The 18,842-nt window shown below is 70.1% G+C and carries 18 protein-coding genes; 10 read left to right on the top strand and 8 right to left on the bottom strand.

Annotated elements, in window-relative coordinates; genetic code table 11:
• Position 1 precedes the first annotated feature (1 nt).
• The 7 genes from BFN33_RS28440 (at position 2) to BFN33_RS28410 (ending at position 6,783) form a co-directional block, all read left to right on the top strand.
• On the top strand, positions 2-1,453 hold the full coding sequence (locus tag BFN33_RS28440; protein ID WP_069763004.1) for an NAD-dependent succinate-semialdehyde dehydrogenase: 1,452 nt from the start codon (positions 2-4) through the stop codon (positions 1,451-1,453).
• Between the two features lies 1 nt (position 1,454).
• On the top strand, positions 1,455-2,438 hold the full coding sequence (locus BFN33_RS28435; protein ID WP_069763003.1) for a D-2-hydroxyacid dehydrogenase: 984 nt from the start codon (positions 1,455-1,457) through the stop codon (positions 2,436-2,438).
• Positions 2,439-2,619: 181 nt separating this feature from the next.
• Positions 2,620-3,906, top strand: a complete 1,287-nt coding sequence (locus BFN33_RS28430) for an ABC transporter substrate-binding protein (protein WP_069763002.1) — start codon at positions 2,620-2,622, stop codon at positions 3,904-3,906.
• 1 nt (position 3,907) lies between these two features.
• Entirely contained in the window at positions 3,908-4,909 is a 1,002-nt protein-coding gene (locus tag BFN33_RS28425) for a carbohydrate ABC transporter permease (RefSeq protein WP_069763001.1), read from the top strand.
• On the top strand, positions 4,899-5,768 hold the full coding sequence (locus BFN33_RS28420) for a carbohydrate ABC transporter permease (RefSeq protein ID WP_069763000.1): 870 nt from the start codon (positions 4,899-4,901) through the stop codon (positions 5,766-5,768). Before BFN33_RS28425 ends, BFN33_RS28420 begins: the two co-directional genes overlap by 11 nt.
• Before the next feature lie 23 nt (positions 5,769-5,791).
• Complete coding sequence (locus BFN33_RS28415) at positions 5,792-6,199, top strand: NUDIX domain-containing protein (protein WP_069762999.1); 408 nt, start codon at positions 5,792-5,794, stop codon at positions 6,197-6,199.
• A gap of 17 nt (positions 6,200-6,216) precedes the next feature.
• Positions 6,217-6,783 carry a TetR/AcrR family transcriptional regulator gene (locus BFN33_RS28410; protein WP_069762998.1) on the top strand — a complete coding sequence of 189 codons (567 nt, stop codon included), beginning with the start codon at positions 6,217-6,219 and terminating at the stop codon, positions 6,781-6,783.
• Between the two features lie 197 nt (positions 6,784-6,980).
• Here the strand turns inward: BFN33_RS28410 and BFN33_RS28405 are convergent, their stop codons facing one another.
• From BFN33_RS28405 to BFN33_RS28375, 7 genes are all read right to left on the bottom strand, one after another.
• Positions 6,981-8,189 carry a TerD family protein gene (locus BFN33_RS28405; RefSeq protein ID WP_069762997.1) on the bottom strand — a complete coding sequence of 403 codons (1,209 nt, stop codon included), beginning with the start codon at positions 8,187-8,189 and terminating at the stop codon, positions 6,981-6,983.
• 72 nt (positions 8,190-8,261) lie between these two features.
• Positions 8,262-9,251 (bottom strand): zinc-dependent alcohol dehydrogenase family protein, encoded by a 990-nt coding sequence (locus tag BFN33_RS28400; protein WP_069762996.1) that lies wholly within the window; start codon positions 9,249-9,251, stop codon positions 8,262-8,264.
• Complete coding sequence (locus BFN33_RS28395) at positions 9,248-10,087, bottom strand: carbohydrate ABC transporter permease (protein ID WP_069762995.1); 840 nt, start codon at positions 10,085-10,087, stop codon at positions 9,248-9,250. Before BFN33_RS28395 ends, BFN33_RS28400 begins: the two co-directional genes overlap by 4 nt.
• A complete protein-coding gene (locus BFN33_RS28390; protein WP_069762994.1) occupies positions 10,084-11,022 on the bottom strand; it encodes a carbohydrate ABC transporter permease in 939 nt (312 codons plus the stop codon). The genes BFN33_RS28395 and BFN33_RS28390 overlap by 4 nt, the downstream gene beginning before the upstream one ends.
• Complete coding sequence (locus BFN33_RS28385) at positions 11,019-12,392, bottom strand: sugar ABC transporter substrate-binding protein (RefSeq protein WP_069762993.1); 1,374 nt, start codon at positions 12,390-12,392, stop codon at positions 11,019-11,021. Before BFN33_RS28385 ends, BFN33_RS28390 begins: the two co-directional genes overlap by 4 nt.
• 77 nt (positions 12,393-12,469) lie before the next feature.
• Complete coding sequence (locus tag BFN33_RS28380; protein ID WP_069762992.1) at positions 12,470-13,237, bottom strand: DeoR/GlpR family DNA-binding transcription regulator; 768 nt, start codon at positions 13,235-13,237, stop codon at positions 12,470-12,472.
• Between the two features lie 309 nt (positions 13,238-13,546).
• Positions 13,547-14,356: an NAD(P)-dependent oxidoreductase gene (locus BFN33_RS28375; RefSeq protein ID WP_069762991.1), complete on the bottom strand. Its 810-nt coding sequence runs from the start codon at positions 14,354-14,356 to the stop codon at positions 13,547-13,549.
• Positions 14,357-14,532: 176 nt separating this feature from the next.
• Here BFN33_RS28375 and BFN33_RS28370 point away from each other — a divergent pair, with 176 nt between their 5' ends.
• Both BFN33_RS28370 and BFN33_RS28365 read left to right on the top strand, forming a co-directional pair.
• Positions 14,533-15,474: a 5-dehydro-4-deoxyglucarate dehydratase gene (locus BFN33_RS28370; RefSeq protein WP_069762990.1), complete on the top strand. Its 942-nt coding sequence runs from the start codon at positions 14,533-14,535 to the stop codon at positions 15,472-15,474.
• Positions 15,471-16,631, top strand: a complete 1,161-nt coding sequence (locus BFN33_RS28365; RefSeq protein WP_069762989.1) for a hypothetical protein — start codon at positions 15,471-15,473, stop codon at positions 16,629-16,631. The genes BFN33_RS28370 and BFN33_RS28365 overlap by 4 nt, the downstream gene beginning before the upstream one ends.
• Here the strand turns inward: BFN33_RS28365 and BFN33_RS28360 are convergent.
• The gene (locus BFN33_RS28360; RefSeq protein WP_069762988.1) at positions 16,568-18,064 is read right to left on the bottom strand and encodes an MFS transporter; all 1,497 of its coding nucleotides are present in this window, start codon (positions 18,062-18,064) and stop codon (positions 16,568-16,570) included. The genes BFN33_RS28365 and BFN33_RS28360 overlap by 64 nt on opposite strands.
• A 134-nt stretch (positions 18,065-18,198) precedes the next feature.
• On the opposite strand from BFN33_RS28360, the gene BFN33_RS28355 reads away from it, so the two are divergent.
• Complete coding sequence (locus BFN33_RS28355) at positions 18,199-18,783, top strand: TIGR03086 family metal-binding protein (RefSeq protein WP_069762987.1); 585 nt, start codon at positions 18,199-18,201, stop codon at positions 18,781-18,783.
• Positions 18,784-18,842: the final 59 nt, after the last annotated feature.

Below are 18,842 nucleotides of genomic sequence, written 5' to 3'. Positions count from 1 at the left end.
GATGACTGTCGTCCGTGATGTTCCCAAGCAGTTGTTCATCGGCGGTGGCTGGCAGGACGCCGAGTCCGGCCGGACCCTGTCCGTCGACAACCCGGCCACCGGTGAGGAGCTGTGTCAGGTCGCCGACGCCTCTCCCGCGGACGGCCGGCGTGCCGTCGAGGCGGCGGTCGCCGCGCAGGCCGCCTGGGCCGCCACTCCGCCCCGGGTACGCAGCGAGATCCTGCGCCGCGCCTACGACAACATCATCGCGCGCACCGAGGACCTCGCGCTGCTGATGACCCTGGAGATGGGCAAGCCCCTGGCCGAGGCGCGTGCCGAAGTCGCCTACGGCGCGGAGTTCTTCCGCTGGTTCTCCGAGGAGGCCGTCCGTATCGACGGCGGGCTGACCACCGCCCCCGACGGCAGGAACCGCCTGCTGGTCACCCGCCAGCCCGTCGGCCCCTGCCTGCTCATCACCCCCTGGAACTTCCCCCTGGCCATGGGCACCCGCAAGATCGGCCCGGCCCTCGCCGCCGGCTGCACCATCGTCCTCAAACCCGCCCCCCAGACTCCCCTGACCAGCCTCGCCCTCGCCGCGATCCTGAAGGAAGCCGGTCTGCCCGACGGCGTCCTCAACGTCGTCGTCACCACCGACGCCGCGGGCGTCGTCGAACCCCTCCTGCGCGGCGGGAAGATCCGCAAACTCTCCTTCACCGGCTCCACCCAGGTCGGCCGGATCCTGCTGGCCCAGTGCGCCGACACCGTCATCCGCACCTCGATGGAACTGGGCGGCAACGCCCCCCTCATCGTCTTCGACGACGCCGACCTCGACGTCGCCGTCGAAGGCACCATGGTCGCCAAGATGCGCAACATGGGCGAGTCCTGCTGCGCCGCCAACCGCATCTACGTCCACACCTCCGTCGCCGAGGAGTTCGCCTCCCGCCTCGCCGCCCGCATGGCCGCACTGAAGGTCGGCGACGGCACCGAACCCGGCACCGACGTCGGCCCCCTCATCGACAACGCCGGCCGCAGCAAGGCCCACGACCTGGTGCGGGACGCCGTCAAGCGCGGCGCCACCGTCCTGACCGGCGCCGAACTCCCCGAGGGGCCGGGCTGCTTCTACCCGCCCACCGTCCTCACCGGCATCGCCCCTGAGTCGGCGATCATCGACACCGAGATCTTCGGTCCGGTCGCCGCGATCCGTACCTTCGAGACCGAGGACGAGGCCGTCACCACCGCCAACGACACCGAATTCGGCCTGGCGGCCTACCTGTTCACCCAGAACCTGGACCGCGCCCTGCGCGTCAGCGAACGCCTCGAAAGCGGCATGATCGGCCTCAACACCGGACTGGTCTCCAACCCCGCCGCGCCCTTCGGCGGCGTCAAGCAGTCAGGCCTGGGCCGCGAAGGCGGACGCGTCGGCATCGACGAGTTCCTGGAGTACAAGTACATAGCCGTCCCCGTCGGAGCCTGACATGCCCGAGCGACTCGTCGTCCTCTACCGCGGCAACCGGCCCCCCGCCACCGAACTCATCGAACGCCTCGCGGACACCGTCTACGCCACCGAGGAGGAACTGCCCTACCTCCTCCCCGGTGCCGACGCCCTCCTGGCCTGGGTCACCATCACCCCGGCCATCCGCGAGGCCTGGCCCGACAACCCGGACAAGGCACCCCGCTGGGTCCACGCGGCCTCAGCGGGCGTGGACTCCTTCCTGTTCCCCGCCCTGGTGGACGATCCGGGCGTTGTCCTGACCAACGCCCGCGGGGTCTACGACCAGCCGACCGCCGAGTACGTCCTCGGCCTGATCCTCGCCCTCGCCAAGGACTTCCCCGGCACCTGGGAGCACCAGCGGCGCCGCGAGTGGCGCCCGCGCCCCAGCGACGGCATCACCGGACGCACCGTGCTGGTCTGGGGGACGGGTCCGATCGGCCGGGCCACCGCCCGGCTGCTGCGCGCCGTCGGGATGCGGGTGTCCGGCGCGGGCCGCAAGGCCCGCACGGACGACCCCGACTTCGGCACGGTCCACGGTGCGTCGACCTTGCGCTCCGCCCTGACGGAAGCGGACTACGTCGTCCTGGCCGCACCCCTCACCCAGGGCACCCGAGGCATGGTCGACGCCCCCGTGCTCGCCGCCATGAAGCCGGGGGCACGGCTGATCAACGTGGGCCGGGGCGGACTCGTCGACGAGGAGGCGCTCGTCGACCACCTCGCCGCCGGACGGCTCGGCGGCGCAGCCCTGGACGTGTTCGCCCAGGAACCGCTGCCTGCCGCATCACCCCTGTGGGACATGCCCGGCGTGATGATCTCCCCGCACACGGCGGGCGAGACCACCAGCGAGCGGGAGGCGCTCGTCGAGGTGTTCCTCGACAACCTCAACCGGCACATCGAGGGCCGACCGCTGCGCAACGTGGTGGACAAGCGGCGCGGATACGTGGTCGACGAGACGCACCCCTCCTGAGGGCGGCACTGTCGGCAGCAAATTACAAGCACTCAACACATCGCGCCCGCACACGTCTTGACTCCTGTTTTCAGCCACCCCAATACTCGTCGGCAACGTTCACGTGAACGTTCACGGGAGCTTGACATCGTTGTCCTAACTTGTCCCGGAAAGCGAGTGCGCGCCCATGCCACACCGAACGATGTCCCGCAGGCGCCTGCTCGGCGCCTCTCTCGGCGGGGCGGGTGCCGCTCTGCTGGGCCTGTCGGGGTGCGGGAGCGCGAGCAGCTCGATCTCCGCGGGCACCGACCACCTGACGATCTGGTACTGGAACGGCTCGCTGAGCGACAAGCTGCTCACCACCTCCGCACGCGGCGTGCCGGGGGCGAGCGGGCTGAAGGTCAAGGGCGCCTCGATCGCGGGTGACTACCGGGGCAAGCTGCGGACTGTTATGGCGGCCCGCGCCTATGTCCCGGACCTGGCCTGTCTCAACTCCCCGATCGGGGACTACTTCCCGGACGAGAACGAGTTCGTGGACCTGAAGGACCTGGGCGCGGACGCCGTCGAGGACGACTACCTCGCCTGGAAGTGGAAGAGCTGCATCAGCCCGGCCGGCCGGATGATCGGCTTCCCGCTGGACGCCGGTCCCACCGCGCTCTACTACCGACGTGACCTGTTCGAGCAGGCCGGTCTGCCCACCGAACCGGAGGAGGTCGCCGAGGCCACCTCGACCTGGGAGAAGTACCTCCAGGTCGGCAAGACCCTCAAGGCGAAGGCGCCGAGCCACCCGTATCTGGTCTCGCAGATCGCCTATGTGTTCCGGATGGCGCTCTACCAGAGCCCCAAGCAGTTCGTCGACGCCGACAACCGCTTCATCGGCGACCAGGAACATGTGAAGCGCGCCTGGGACCTGGCCGTCGAGACCTACCGGCAGGGGCTGAGCGCCCGGACCCTGGACGGCACGCCCGACTTCAACTCGGCTCTCAGTGGCGGCCGTATCGGCACGATCAACAACGCGGTCTGGTACATCGGCGGCCTCAAGGACACCGCGCCCAGGACCTCGGGTCAGTGGCGGTTGACCACCATGCCGGACGGCCCGGCGAACTACGGCGGGTCCTATGTCGGCATCACCCGCTACTGCCGTGATCCGGAAGGGGCGTTCGCCTTCCTGAAGTGGATGCTCGGCCCCGCGAACCAGCTGAAGAGCTATCAGGAGATGTCGCTGTTCCCCACCACCCCGGCCGTCTACTCCCAGCCGGCGATGCGCGAACCGGACCCGTTCTTCGGCGGGCAGATCCCCGTCGACGTCTTCGGACCGGCGGCGAAGAAGGCCCCGGTGATCTTCTTCAGCGCCTACGAGAACACCGCGAACACCCCGGTCTACCAGGAGCTGACGAACGTGGAGACGCTCGGCAAGAACCCCGACAAGGCCTGGCGTGACGCCATGAACGCCGCCGAACGGGCACTCGCCCAGCGGGGGGTGAGCTGACATGGCCACCCTGGCACAGGCACCCGCGTCCGACAGCACCGAGGAGCCGGTCCGTACGGAGGCACCGCGGGGCAGGTGGCGGCGTCATCTGCCGCCGTACGTCGCCATCTCGCCGTACTACATCCTCTTCGCCCTCTTCGGCGCCTTCCCGGTGTTCTTCTCGTTCTACCTGTCCTTCCACGACTGGGACGGCATCGGGAGCATGAAGTTCGTCGGGCTCAGGCAGTACTACTGGCTGCTGCACGACTCGGTGTTCTGGCACTCGATCGTCAACACCTTCGAGATCTGGTTCATGTCCACGGTGCCGATGCTGTTCCTGGCGCTGGTGCTGGCGTTCCTGCTGCACTCGCAGGTGCGGTACTCGGCCGCCTGGCGGGTGGCGTACTTCATTCCGAACGTCACCTCCATGGTCGCCATGACCATCGTGTTCGGGTCGGTCTTCGCGCAGGCCGGGCTCGCCAACTCGCTGCTCAAGGCGGTCGGGGTGGACGGCATCGGCTGGCTGACCTCCTCCCTCGGGATCAAGTCGGCGATCTCCCTCATGGTCATCTGGCGGTGGGTCGGCTACAACACCCTGATCTTCCTGGCCGGTCTCCAGGCCATCCCGAACGAGCTCTTCGAGGCCGCCCGGGTCGACGGGGCGAGCAGCCGCCAAGTGCTGTTCCGGGTCGTCGTGCCGCAGCTCAGGCCGGTGATCCTGTTCGCCATCATCACCTCCACCATCGGCGGCCTCCAGATCTTCACCGAGTCACAGGTGCTGTTCTACTCGGACGACCCGGGCACCGCGGGCGGCCCCGGCCAGGAAGGCATGACGATCGTGCTCTATCTGTGGCAGAAGTCCTTCAACGACCTCCAGTTCGGCTACGGCGCCGCGATGGGCTGGATCCTCTTCGCGCTGATCGCCGTCTTCGCCGTCATCAACTGGCGGCTGGTGTCCGGGGGCGACCGCGACGACCGCCGCGGCATCCCGCTGCTGCGCAAGGGAGGCCGCAATGGCCGCTGAACACACGAGCTCCAACGCGGGCCTCGCGATCGGCGCCGGCAGCAGGCGGACCCGGGTCCTGGTACGGGCTGCCCTGCTCTTGGGGGTGGTGGTCTCCCTCTTCCCCTTCTACTGGCTGGTGGTGATGGCCTCCGTCACCACCCAGGACATCCTGGCCTACCCGCCCCGGCTGGTGCCCGGCACCCAACTCCTGCACAACATGCGGGAGGTGATCGACCGCATCGATTTCTTCACCTCCCTCTTCAACACGGTCGTGGTGGCCACGGTCGGCACGCTGCTGGTGCTGTTCTTCGACTCCTTGGCGGCTTTCGCCTTCGCCAAGTACGAGTTCCCGGGCAAGAGGATTCTCTTCGGCGTCCTGATGGCGACGTACATGATCCCGTCGCAGCTGGCGCTGGTGCCGCAGTTCGTCACCATGGCCGAGTTCGGCTGGGCGGGCACGCTGAAAGCGCTGATCATCCCGGGGGCGGCCAATGCGTTCGGCATCTTCTGGATGCGTCAGTACGCCCAGAACTCGCTGCCGGACGAACTCCTCGACGCCGGCCGGATCGACGGCGCCGGCTTCTTCCGGCTCTACGCGCAGGTCGCGCTGCCGCTGTTCCGGCCCGCGCTCGCCTTCCTCGGCATCTTCACCTTCATCAGCCTCTGGAACGACTACATCTGGCCCCTGGTGGTGATGGTCAACCCCGACAAGGTGACCCTCCAGGTCGCCCTCGCCAACCTCAACATCGCCTACAACACCGACTACGCGGTGGTGATGGCCGGCGCGCTGATGAGCGTCCTGCCGCTGATCGTCGTCTTCCTGATCGGCGCACGGCACTTTCTGCGGGATCTGGCGGCGGGGGCGACGAAGATGTGAACGTGGGTGGGTAGGGTCCCGGGATGGGGAAGAGCGAGGGCGTTCCGGAGAAGGTGGCCTGGGTTCTGGTCCGTGACGGGCGGGTGCTGGTGACCCGCTGCCGCGGTCTGGATGTCTTCTACTTCCCGGGCGGGAAACGGGAGCCGGGCGAGTCCGATGCGGAGACCCTGTCGCGGGAGATCGTCGAAGAGCTCCGGTCCCGGGTCGATACGGCCACGATGGTGCACGTCGGTACCTTCGAGACGCGGAGGGACGGCGACGGAGGCACCGAGTTCCGGATGATCTGCTACACCGCCGAGTACACCGGTCCGCTGGTTGCCTCGAGCGAGATCGAGGAGTCGGACTGGTTCGGCTACGGCGATCGTGCGCGGGTCTCGGCGGTGGATCAGCTGGTGTTCGACGCGCTGCACGCCTCCGGCCAACTGCCCTGAGGGGAAGGAGTACCCGGATGACGCAGGTCAGGCCCATGCGCGCGGACGCCCGGCGCAACTACGAGCGGCTGCTGAAGGTGGCCGCGGAGGCGTTCGCCGAGCATGGGGAGGGCGCGTCGCTGGACGACATCGCCAAGCGGGCCGGTGTGGGGTCCGGGACGCTGTACCGGCACTTCCCGACGCGGCAGGCTCTGCTGGAGGCGGCGTACCTCGACCGCGTCGAGGGGTTCGCACGGCGGGCCGACGAGCTGGCGAAGGAGTTGCCGCCGGGAGAGGCACTGGCGGAGTGGCTGTACGAGCTGTGCGTCGGGACGATCCAGGTGCGGGGGCTGAAGACGCTGCTCGGGTCCGCGATGGTGGACGGGAGCGATGCGGTGCTCACGGTGTGCGGGACACATGTGCGGGGGGCGGCCGCGCGGCTTGTGGCGGCGGCGCGGGCGGAGGGGACGCTGCGGCCGGATGTCGAGCCGATCGAACTGCTTCGGCTGGCGCACGGGGTCGCCGGTGCGGCGGAGTTGGCGGACGGCGGGGGCGAGTCCCTCCGGCGGTACCTGTCACTGCTCACGGAGGGGCTGCGGGCGTAGGGCGCCCAGCGCCTAGGGATGTGCCTCGCTTGTGATTTTGCGGGTGCGGGTGCGGGTGCGGGTGCGGGTGCGGGTGCGGGTGCGTCGTGGCTGGTCGCGGCCCGCGGCGGAGCCGCTGATGTCACAGTCCCGCCCCCATGGGTGGGTGCAAGTCAACGCCTGTCTGGCTGTGCCCACCCAGGGGGCGCAGGGACCTGCTAGAGCGCCTGTGCCGCCGGCTTCACCATCCCCCTCACCGTGCGGGACTTCACGAAGTCGCCGATCGCCGTCATCTCCCACTCGCCGGAGAACTGCTTGATCAGCTTGGCCATCATCACGCCCGTCTGCGCCTCGGCGTTCGTGAGGTCGAAGCGGACCAGTTCCTCTCCGCTCGCGGCGTCGATGAGACGGCAGTACGCCTTGGCGACCTCCGTGAACTTCTGGCCGGAGAACGAGTTGACCGTGAAGACGAGGCCGGTGACCTCCTGGGGGAGCCGGCCGAGGTCGACGACGATCACCTCGTCGTCACCGCCGCCCTCACCCGTGAGGTTGTCCCCGGAGTGCTTGATCGCGCCGCCGACGATGGACAGCTTGCCGAAGTAGCAGCTGTCGATGTGGTTGCGCTGCGGCCCGTAGGCGATGACGGACGCGTCGAGGTCGATGTCCTTGCCCCGGTACGCGGGCTCCCAGCCGAGGCCCATCTTGACCTGGGAGAGAAGCGGACGCCCGCCCTTGACCAGGGACACCGTCTGGTTCTTCTGGAGGCTGACCCGGCCCTTGTCGAGGTTGATCTTCCCGGCGCCGGGAGCGGGCGGAGCCGGGGGAGCGGCGGGCGCCGGCGGGGCGGCGAGCCGCGGGTCGACGGCCGGGGCGGGCGGGGCCACCGGGGCCTGTACGGTCGGCGCGACCGGCGGGGCCACCGGCGTCGGCGCGGGCTCCTCCACCGTCACGCCGAAGTCCGTCGCGATCCCGGCCAGCCCGTTGGCGTACCCCTGTCCCACCGCCCGGGCCTTCCAGGCGCCGTTGCGCAGGTAGACCTCCACGATCACCAGCGCCGTCTCGGTGCCGAGCTGCGGCGGCGTGAACGTGGCCAGCACGCTGTTGTCGTCCGCGTTGCGGATCGTGGCCGTGGGTTCGATGCCCTGGAAGGTCTGGCCCGCGGCGTCCGGGCTGGCGGTGACGACGATCTTCTCGATGCCGGGCGGTACGGCCGACGTGTCGACGGTGATCGCGTCGGGGGCCGTACCGCCGCCCGAGCGGTACGTCACCCCCGGGCCGGAGGGCTGGTTGTAGAAGATGAAGTCGTCGTCGGAGCGCACCTTGCCGTCGGCGGTGAGCAGCAGGCCCGATACGTCGAGCCGCACGGGCGCGGCGACGTCCACCGTCACGCGGGCGGCGGACAGGGGGATGTTCGAGCCGGGGGTCATAGCTGTCATGCCCCGTGAACGATCGGGCCCACTTTGCCGTTCCCTTACCCGACGGCCAAATGGCCGAGCGGGCTACGGCACCACCACGATCTTCCGTCCGACCCCCGCCGCGAACTGCTCCAGCGCCTCCGGATACCGGTCCAGGGGCAGCCGGTCGCTGATGAAGATCTCCGGGTCCAGGACACCGGTCGCGAAGAGTTCCGCCGCGCGTTCGAAGCTGTGCAGGACGGCCATGGAGCCGGTGATGGTGATCTCCTGGTTGTAGATGCGGTACGGGTCGATCGTCACCCGGGTCGCGTAGTCGGCCACCCCGAATTGGAGGAAGGTGCCCGCCTTGGCCACCCGCTCCAGGCCGTCCTGGATCGCCGCCGCGTTGCCCGTCGCGTCGATGACCAGGTCCCAGCCCTGCGGACGGTCCAGCTCGTCCGGGTTCGCGGCGGACGCCGAGACGCCGAGCCGGCGGGCCGTCTCCAGGCGGGTGGGGTTGACGTCCACCATGTCCACGCTCGCCGCGCCGGTCCGTTTGGCCAGCTCCAGCATCATCAGGCCCATCGTCCCCGAGCCGTAGATCAGGACATGGGCGCCCAGGCGGGACTGCAGGACGTCGTAACCCCGGACCGCGCAGGACAACGGCTCCACCAGTGCCGCGTCCTGGGTACGGACGTGTTCGGGCAGCCGTACGCAGTTGGCCACCGGCGCGACCGCGTACTGCGCCGCGCCACCCGCCGTCGTGACGCCGATCGCGGCCCAGCGTTCGCAGAGGTTGTTGTGGCCCGTACGGCAGTACCGGCACTCGTAGCAGTACAGGGACGGGTCCACCGCCACCCGGTCGCCGACCGCGAGCTCGGTGACCTGGGTACCGACGCCGACCACCTGGCCGGCGAACTCGTGGCCCGGCACGATCGGCAGCTTGGGGGCGAACTCGCCCTGGAGGATGTGCAGGTCGGTGCCGCACAGACCGCACGCGGCGACCTCGACGACGACCTCGCGCGGGCCCGGCGTCGGGTCCGGGACCTCGGCGACGACGGCACGGCCCACGGACTCGATGACGGCGGCCTTCATTTCACGGCTCCCAGCGACAGGCCCTGGACCAGTTTGTCCTGGGCGGCGAACCCCGCGGCGAGTACCGGCAGGGAGATGACGAGCGACGCGGCGCACACCTTGGCCAGGAACAGGCCCTGGCTGGTGATGAAGCCGGTCAGGAACACGGGGGCGGTCTCGGCCACCACGCCGGTCAGCACCCTCGCGAACAGCAGTTCGTTCCAGCTGAAGATGAAGCAGATCAGGGCCGTCGCCGCGATGCCGGGCAGGGCGATCGGGGCCACCACGCGCGCGAGGATCGTCGGAAGGCGGGCGCCGTCCACGCGCGCGGCCTCGATCACGGCCACCGGGACCTCGGCGAGGAAGGACTGCATCATCCAGACGGCGATCGGCAGGTTCATCGACGTGTAGAGGATGACCAGCAGCCAGATGTTGTCGAGCATGTCGGTGTTCTTCGCGAACAGGTAGATGGGGAGCAGGCCCGCCACCACCGGCAGCATCTTCGTCGACAGGAAGAAGAACAGGACGTCCGTCCACTTCTTCACCGGGCGGATCGACAGCGCGTACGCCGCCGGGAGTGCCAGGATCAGGACGAAGAGTGTCGAGGCCAGCGAGGCGACCGTCGAGTTGATCAGCGCCGGCCAGGGGCTCGCGCCGCCGCCCGTGCCGAAGAACTCGCGGTAGCCGTCCAGGGTGAGGGCGGCGCCGAAGGAGGGCGGGTTGGTGGCTGCGTCCGACTCCGAGTGGAAGGACGTCAGGGCCATCCAAGCGATCGGCAGGAAGAAGACGATCCCCAGCAGCCAGGCCACCAGACCCAGGCCAAGTCCCTTGCGTTTCACGGCGATTGTGTTGCTCATGCCCGGCCCGCCTCCTCACGGAACAGGGACGACACCACGCGCAGGGCGAAGGTCGCGATGATGATGGAGCCGATGACGACCAGGACGCCGGCCGCCGAGGCGAGGCCGTTCTCGTGGGCCTGGTAGAAGCTCTGGTAGACGGTGTAGGGCAGGTTGGCGGTCCCGAGGCCGCCGGAGGTGATCGTGAAGACCGCGTCGAAGTTCTGGACGATGTAGATCGAGCCCAGCAGGGCGCCCAGCTCCAGATACCTGCGCAGATGCGGAAGGGTCAGATAGCGGAAGATCTGCCAGTCGCTCGCGCCGTCCACCCGCGCGGCCTCCATCTGCTGCTGGTCGCGGCTCTGCAGGCCGGCCAGCAGGATGAGCATCATGAACGGGGTCCACTGCCAGACCAGGGAGGCCTCGACGGCGAGCAGCGGGGTGTTGGAGATCCAGTCCGGCTGTGGGCCGCCCACATAGTGCAACAACCCATTGAGCAGGCCGTATTCAGGGTTGTAGAGCACATGTTTCCAGAGCAGTGCGGCTGCCACCGGCACCACCAGGAAGGGCGCGATCAGCAGGGTGCGGACCACGCCCCGGCCCTTGAAGCGACGGTCCAGGAGCAGGGCCAGGAGCAGTCCGAGGACGAGGCTGACCAGGACCACCGTCACCGTCAGCAGGACCGTCGTCCATACGGAGTGGCGCAGGTCCGCGTCGGTGAGGACGTCCTTGTAGTTGTCGACGCCGGTGAAGTGACGGGCTTTGGGGTAGAGGGAGTTCCAGTCGAAGAACGAGATCACCACCGTGGCCACGAACGGCAGCTGGGTGACCACGATCATGAAGATCAGGGCGGGGAGCAGCGGGCCGCGGGTGGCCCAGGCACGGAGGCGGGCCTTCGACGGGTCCGCGGTGCGTACGGTCTCGGTGGCCGGCGGGGCCATGGTTGTCGCGGTCATCGTCCCTCGTACTCCTCGGAGATCTTCTCGGCGAGCTGCTGGGACTTCTTCAGGGCGGAATCGACGGACTGGCGTCCGGCGATGGCCGCGCTGATCTCCTGGGAGACCCGGGTGCCGAGATCGGTGAACTCGGGGATGCCGACGAACTGGATGCCGGGCGCGGGGCGCGGCTGCACCCCCGGGTCGTTCGGCCGTGCCTGCTCGATGGCCTCCTTGGTCATCTCCTGGAAGGCTGCGGCCTCTTTGACGTAGGCGGGGTTGGTGTACGTCGACGCGCGTTTGCCGGCCGGCACGTTGGACCAGCCGATCTGGTCGCCGACCAGCTGCTCGTACTGCTTGCCGGAGGCCCAGGAGACGAACTTCCAGGCCTTGTCGGGATTGCGGGAGGCGTCCTGGATGCCCCAGGCCCAGGTGTAGAGCCAGCCGGAGGACTTCGTCTCCTCGACGGGGGCGGGGGCGTAACCCATCTTGCCCTTGACCGGGGAGCCCTTCGCCTCCAGGGAACCCGCCGCGGAGGTGGCGTCGTACCACATGGCGACCTTGCCCTGGGTCATGTTGTTGAGGCACTCGGCGAAGCCGGACTGGGCGGCGCCGGATTCGCCGTGGTCGCGGACCAGGTCGACATAGAACTTCACCGCCTTCTCGAACTCGGGGGAGTCCAGGCGGGCCTTCCAGCCCTTGTCGAACCAGGTGCCGCCGAAGGTGTTCACGACCGTGGTGAGCGGGGCCATCACCTCGCCCCAGCCGGGCAGGCCGCGCAGACAGATGCCCTTCATGCCGGACTCGGCGCCGTCCGCCTTCGCGGCCAGGTCGGCCACCTGCTGCCAGGTGGGACGGGCCGGCATCGTCAGTCCCTTCTGCTCGAAGACGTCCTTGCGGTACATGAGGAAGGACGACTCGCCGTAGAAGGGCTGGCCGTAGAGCTTGCCGTCGTCGCCGGTCAGCGACTGGCGCATGGGCGCCAGGACGTCCTTCTCGTCGTACGACGGGTCCTTGGCCACGTAGGAGTTCATGTCGTGCAGCCAGCCGTTGCGGGCGTAGATCGGGATCTCGTAGTTGGACAGGGTCGCCACGTCGTACTGCCCTGCCTGGTTGGCGAAGTCCTGGCTGATCTTGTCGCGGACGTCGTTCTCGGGCAGGACCGTGAAGTTGACCTTGATCCCGGTCTCCTTGGTGAAGTGGGCCTTGGTCAGCTTCTGCAGCTCGGTCATCTGGGGGTTGTTGACCATCAGGACGTTGATGGCGTCGCCGCCCGACCCCGCCCCGCCGGCTCCGACCCAGCAGCCGGAGAGCAGCGGGGCGAGCAGCGTCCCTGCGGCGGCCATGGCGAGCGTGGCTCGCGGCGGCCGTCGTCGGCTCTGGGTTCGCATGGATCGCTCCTGGACATAGAGGGATATATAGGGCACTTCATGACGCGGAAGGCCCGCTGGTCACGTCAGTTCGACGTTCAGACCCTGATGACCTGTGGTCCCAGCAGTGAGTACCGATGGGCCTCGGACGAGGGCAGCAGCGTGCTCGTCACGATCGCCTCCAGCGCGCCGATCTCCGCGAAGCGGCAGAAGCTGACCGCGCCGAACTTGGTGTGCACGCCGGCGAACACCGTGCGGCGCGCGGCGCGGATCGCCTGTGCCTTGACCTCGCTGACCGCGGGGTCGGGGGTGGTGAGGCCGTGTTCGCGGGAGATGCCGTTGGCGCCGATGAAGGCCAGGTCGAGGACGAAACCGGCCAGCATCTTGGTCGTCCAGTGGTCGACGGTCGCCAGGGTGCCGGGGCGGACCCGGCCGCCGAGCAGCAGGACGGAGGTGTTCTCGGCCTCGGCGAGGGCTCCCGCGACCGGCAGGGACGCGGTGACCACGGTCAGCGGCCGGTCCCTGGGCAGGGCCTCGGCGATGAGCTGCGGGGTGAAGCCCTCGTCGACGAAGACGGTCTCGGCGTCCCCGAGCAGCTCGGCCGCGGCGGCCGCGACCCGGCGCTTCTCGGGAACATGGCTGGTGGCCCGGAAGGCGAGCGTGGTCTCGAACCCGGCGCTCTCGACGGGATAGGCCCCGCCGTGCGTACGGCGGACCAGGCCGTGGTCCTCCAGGGCGCGGAGGTCTCGGCGCACGGTTTCCTTGGCCACGCCGAGTTGGGTGGCGAGGGTGTTGACGTCGACGGCGCCTGTGGTGCGGGCGGTCCGCACGATGTGCCGCTGGCGGTCTTCCGCGCTGTTGGTCATGGGCTCACCCGCCTTGCTGCTGTGCTGTCTGCCCGTTCGGGCTCTAGGGGGAAGTTCTACAGCGGGTGGGGTGTGGTGACCAGGTCTGTTGCGGGGGTGATAGTGACCGCGTGTGCCCGTTCGGGCGGGGCGGGCCCACCAGCTCGGGTGGGACGGTTGTGCGGCGGCTGCGGGTCCGATGTGGCTGGTCGCGCAGTTCCCCGCGCCCCTCGGCGTGGCGCTGTCGCGGCTGCGCCCGGGACGGCTGCCCGTGCCCGGATATGGGTGCGGGCGGGCCCGTTCGGTGCCCGCCCGGCTGTCTCGTGGGTGTCAGTACGGCCAGATCGGCGGGTCCGTCACGAACTGGCCGCCCAGGTAGGCGTGACCCTCGTTGCCGTCCTGGAGCTCGCCCTGCTCGGCGATCAGCTTCTCCGCGTACGGTTCGGAGTCGTCCTGCGGGTCGTAGCCGAGCGCCCGCGCGGTGGTGAGGGCCCACCACAGGCGGGTGTTGGCGGAGGAGCCGTAGACCACGGTGTGGCCGACCTGCTCGGCGGTCAGGGCCGCGTGGAAGAGGCGGGCGCCGTCGGCCGGGCTCATCCACAGCGAGAGCATGCGCACGCTGGTCGGCTCGGGGAAGCAGGAGCCGATCCGCACGGAGACGGTCTCCAGGCCGTGCTTGTCCCAGTAGAACTGCGCGAGGTCCTCACCGAAGGCCTTGGACAGGCCGTAGAAGGTGTCCGGGCGGCGCGGGGTGTCGATCGGGATGAGCGGATCGGCGCCCTGGGGGCGGGGGGTGTAGCCGACGGCGTGGTTGGAGGAGGCGAAGACGATCCGCCCCACACCCTCGGCGTGAGCGGCCTCGTACAGGTTGTAGGTGCCCTCGATGTTCGCCTTGAGGATCTTCTCGAAGGGGGCTTCCAGGGAGATGCCCGCGAGGTGGATGATCGCGTCGACGCCGCGTACGGCTTCGCGCACCGCGTCCTTGTCGGCGAGGTCGGCGACGACCGCGTCCGGCTCGCCCTCGACGGGCCGCAGATCGAGCAGGCGCAGGTCGTAGCCGTAGGCCGGGAGCAGATCCCGCATCAGGGTGCCGAGCCCGCCGGCGGCACCGGTGAGCAGAACGGTACGGGGAGCGGGCATCCTCGGGTCTCCTTGGGGCGACGGCCGTATGAGTGCACGGTATTCACATTCGTGGACAAGCTAAGGATCATTGCGCCACTCCGTCAAGGGTGGCGCGACCCATGTTCATAAATATAAACTTCGATCAGAATCGCGTACGCCTGTTTCTTCTCGTCCACTCGTTCTAGGGAGAGCCTGTGACGTCTGCCGACCTCGCCCATCGACTCGGCATCCCCAGCGGGCCGCTGTTCTTCCCCGTCACGGCCTACGGCGCCGACGGCTCCGTCGATCTCGACACCTACCGCGCGCACGTGCGCCAGGGTGTGGCGGCAGGGGCCGCGGCCGTCTTCGCGTGCTGTGGCACCGGGGAGTTCCACGCGCTCACGCCCGAGGAGTTCGAGACGTGCGTCCGCGCGGCCGTCGAGGAGACGGCGGGGCGGGTTCCGGTGGTGGCGGGCGCCGGATACGGCACCGCGCTCGCCGTACGGTACGCGCGGCTCGCCGAGGCGGCCGGGGCCGACGGGCTGCTCGCCATGCCGCCCTACCTCGTCGTCGCCGGGCAGGAGGGGCTGCTGCGGCACTACCGGGAGGTCGCCGCCGCGACCGCGCTCCCGGTGATCGTCTACCAGCGCGACAACGCGGTCTTCACCCCGGAGAGCGTCGTCGAACTGGCCCGCACCGACGGGATCATCGGCCTCAAGGACGGTCTCGGCGACCTCGACCTGATGCAGCGGATCGTCAGCGCCGTGCGCACCGAGGTACCCGGCGACTTCCTCTACTTCAACGGGCTGCCGACCGCCGAGCAGACCCAGCTCGCCTACCACGCCATCGGCGTCCCCCTGTACTCCTCGGCCGTCTTCTGCTTCGCCCCGGAGATCGCCCTCGCCTTCCACCGCGCGCTCATCGACGGCGACCGGGCCACCGTCGACCGCCTCCTCGACGGCTTCTACCGCCCCTTCGTCGAACTACGCGCGCGTGGCCGCGGATACGCGGTCTCCCTCGTGAAGGCCGGGGTCCGGATGCGGGGCCTCGACGTGGGAGAGGTCCGCCCGCCGCTGCACGAGCCGGGCGGGGATCATGTGAAGCAGCTCGCGGAGATCATCGAGCGCGGGTACGCGCTCCTGGAGGAGGCACAGTGAAGGCGTCGACGTTCGTCTACCCCTGGGACGTCAACGGGGACCCGGAGGCCGCGACCCGTATCGTCGGGCTCGGCGTACAGCAGGCGACCCTCGCCGCCGCCTACCACTCCACGCGCGCCCTGACCCCCCGCCACCCGCACCACCGCATCGTCACCGCCGAGCACGCGTCCGTGCTGTATCCGACGGACGCACGCTGGGAAGGGCGTGAACTGCGTCCCTACGCGGCCGGCGACTGGGCCCCCGGCGACGCCTTCGGCGAAGCGGCCGCGCAGCTCTCCGAGGCCGGCCTCGACGTGCACACCTGGGTCGTCCTCGCGCACAACTCCCGCCTGGGCGCCGAACATCCGGACACCTCGGTCGTCAACGCCTACGGCGACCGCTACCCGTGGGCCCCGTGCATCGCACAGCCCGCCACGCGCGCGTACCTGACCGACCTCGCCGTCGAGGCGGCACTGCGCCCCGGCGCGGCCGGCACCGAACTGGAGTCCCTCGGCTGGTACGGCCTCCAGCACCTGCACGCCCACGACAAGACCGGCGGGGTGCCGCTCGGCGACGCCGGGATGTACCTCATGGCGCTCTGCTTCTGCGGGACGTGCCGCGAGGGGTACGGCGAGCAGGGTCTGGACGCCGACTCGCTGGCCGCCTCCGTACGGGTCGCCCTGGAACCGCTGTGGCGGGGCGCGCCGGACGACGGGGGCTGGGCCGGGGTCGAGAAGCTGCTGGGCGCCGGTACGGCGGCGGCCACGCGCGCGTGGCGTGACGAAACGGCCCGTACGCTCCAGGAGACGACGGTCCGCGCGGTCCGCGCGGCCGCTCCCGAGGGCTTCCAGATCCTGCTGCACGCCGACCCCGTGACGTACCACGTCGGCGCCAACGCAGGTGTCGACCCGGAGCACATCCTGTCCGTCGCGGACGGTGTCGTCGTGCCCTGCGCGGGCGGACCGGGCCTGCTCACGCCCTTCGCCCGGGCCCGCGAGGACGCGGTGATCGCCGCCAACTTCCCCGTCGTCTCCCAGATGGGCGGCAGCCCGGGCACGCTCGCGGCGGACGTGGCGCGGGCACGGGAGCTGGGCGCGACCGAGATCCGGCTGTATCACGCGGGGTTGGCGTCGGACGGCGACCTGGACGCGATCCGTGAGGCACTGGCCGGCCTCTGAAACAACGGCACCGCCGTGGCCAGCCAGACCATGCCCAGGAGGGCCGACAGCGGCCCCTGGTCGACCAGTTCGACCAGGGCCGCACCGGCCGCGAGGCCGATCACGTTCGGGGCGTACACCAGCGTGTGCGCCGTGGCGACGGCACGGCCCAGGAGCGCGTCCGGGGTCTCGCGCTGGACGGCGGTGAGCGCGGCGATCAGCACACAGGGGAGACCCGCGCCGATGGCCGCGCTGCACGCCAGGGCCAGCGGGTCGGACGGGATCGCCCGCAGGCCGGCGGCGACGGCGGTCAGGGCGATGCCGTACGCCGCGAACCGACGCTCGCCCAGCCGCCGCAGAGCGGGCCCGGAGAGCAGCCCCACCGCCACGGAACCGGCGCCCTGGGCGGCGTACAGCGCTCCGGCGTACCCGGGGGAGTGGCCGAGCCCGTCGATCACGGCGTAGATCAGCGCGCCATTGAGCCCGGCGAAGAGCATGGTGGTGCCGCCGGCCAGGATCAGGGGACGGAGTATGGGGTGGACCCATATGTGGCGGGTTCCGGCGCCGGTGGGGGTGCGCCTGGACGGCGTCGGACGGCTGCCGGGTGAGGGGCGCCGGGGCGGCTGTGGGTCGGTCTCGGTGAGCCGCCCGGGGTCGGGTGCGTTCGACGCCGCCGATGCGCGCCTGAACAGGGTGCGGCGGTCGGTGGCTGTCGGGCTGAGGCCGGGTGCTTCGGGTGCGGTGGCCTTGCGCTTGAACAGCCTGGGGCGGCCGGGGGTGGTCGGGCGTCGCCCCGGTGCCTCCGCCGCGGTCGCCCCTCGCCCGGACGGCTCGTCCCCGGCGTCCCTGCTCGTCGGCGGCGCGAGGGGACCCCGTCGGTTCTCGCGGACCCGCAGCCCGGTGTACAACAGCGCCGCCAGTACGAACGTGATCGCGTCCAGGAGTGCCACGCCCGGTCCGCCCTGGAGTGCGTAGAGCCCTGCTCCCGCCGGCGGCGCCACCAGCTTCATTCCCTCCGTGACCGCCATCCGCAGTCCGTTGAAGTCGCCGAGCAGCGGCGGGGCGACGGCGCCGGCGACCAGGGCCGACTCCGCCGAGTCGTGTACGACGCCTGCGGCGCCGTACACGAAAAGGACCGTGAGGACGAGCCACACCCGGTCGCGGCCGTCGACGGCGAAGAGGACCGGAAGCAGGGCCGCGAGCAGGAGGCTGCCGGCGATCAGCAAGGGTTTGCGGGGGACCCGGTCGGCCAGTGTGCCGAGCAGCGGGCCCGCCAGGGTCGGTGCCCACATCGCGAGCATGCACAGCGCGGCCAGTCCGTCCGAGCCGGTGAGGTCCTTGACCCAGACGCCGGACACCAGCCACAGGGCCGAGGTGCCGAAGCCCGAGACGGTCACCGCGATGAGAAAGAGCCTGGCGTTGCGGTCGTGGAGAACCGCCCATGTCCTCGTCATGCCTGGACATCGTGGGTCTAAGGCCCCGGGTCCGGGATGGGGCAGGTGCCCTACATCCGCGGACGTGCGAGCGATGAGTTCTCGGGGCGGGGGCGGTCTACCACGTACGACACCGTGACCATGAGGAGTTCCGCATGACCGTCCCGCCCCTGGACCTCGGACCACAGACACGCGTCATCGCCCTTCTGGCCGAGGGCGTCACCGATGATCAGCTGGGGAACGCCACGCCGTGTCCGAAGTACGCGGTGCACCACCTGCTCGGGCACCTGCTCGGCCTCTCCGCGGCCTTCCGTGACGCCGCCCGCAAGGACCTCGGCGCCACGACCGACACCCCGCCGACCGACTCCGTCCCGGACATCGGCCCCGGCTGGCGCGAGGATCTCCCCAAAATCCTCGACGAACTCGCCGAGGCCTGGCGCGACCCGGCCGCCTGGACCGGCATGACCCGTGCGGGCGGCGTGGACCTGCCCGGAGAGATCGCCGCCGCCGTCGCCGTCGACGAACTGGTCGTCCACGGCTGGGATCTGGCCCGCTCCACCGGCCAGGCGTACGACCCGGACCCCGCCGCGCTCCAGGCCTGCTCCGACTTCCTTCAGGCCTCCGCGGAGGACCCGAGCCGGGACGCCATCTTCGGCCCGATCGTCCCCGTGCCCCAGGACGCGTCGCTGCTGGACCGGGCGATCGGGCTCAGCGGTCGGAACCCGGGCTGGACGACGTAACAGGGACCGGCTCTCGGGGACGCCGTCACGGGGGGCGTCCCCGTCGGCGTCCCCTTCGC

This window comes from Streptomyces sp. LUP47B (assembly GCF_001746295.1).
Taxonomy (GTDB): domain Bacteria; phylum Actinomycetota; class Actinomycetes; order Streptomycetales; family Streptomycetaceae; genus Streptomyces.
This window is presented reverse-complemented; position numbering and strand designations above follow the sequence as displayed.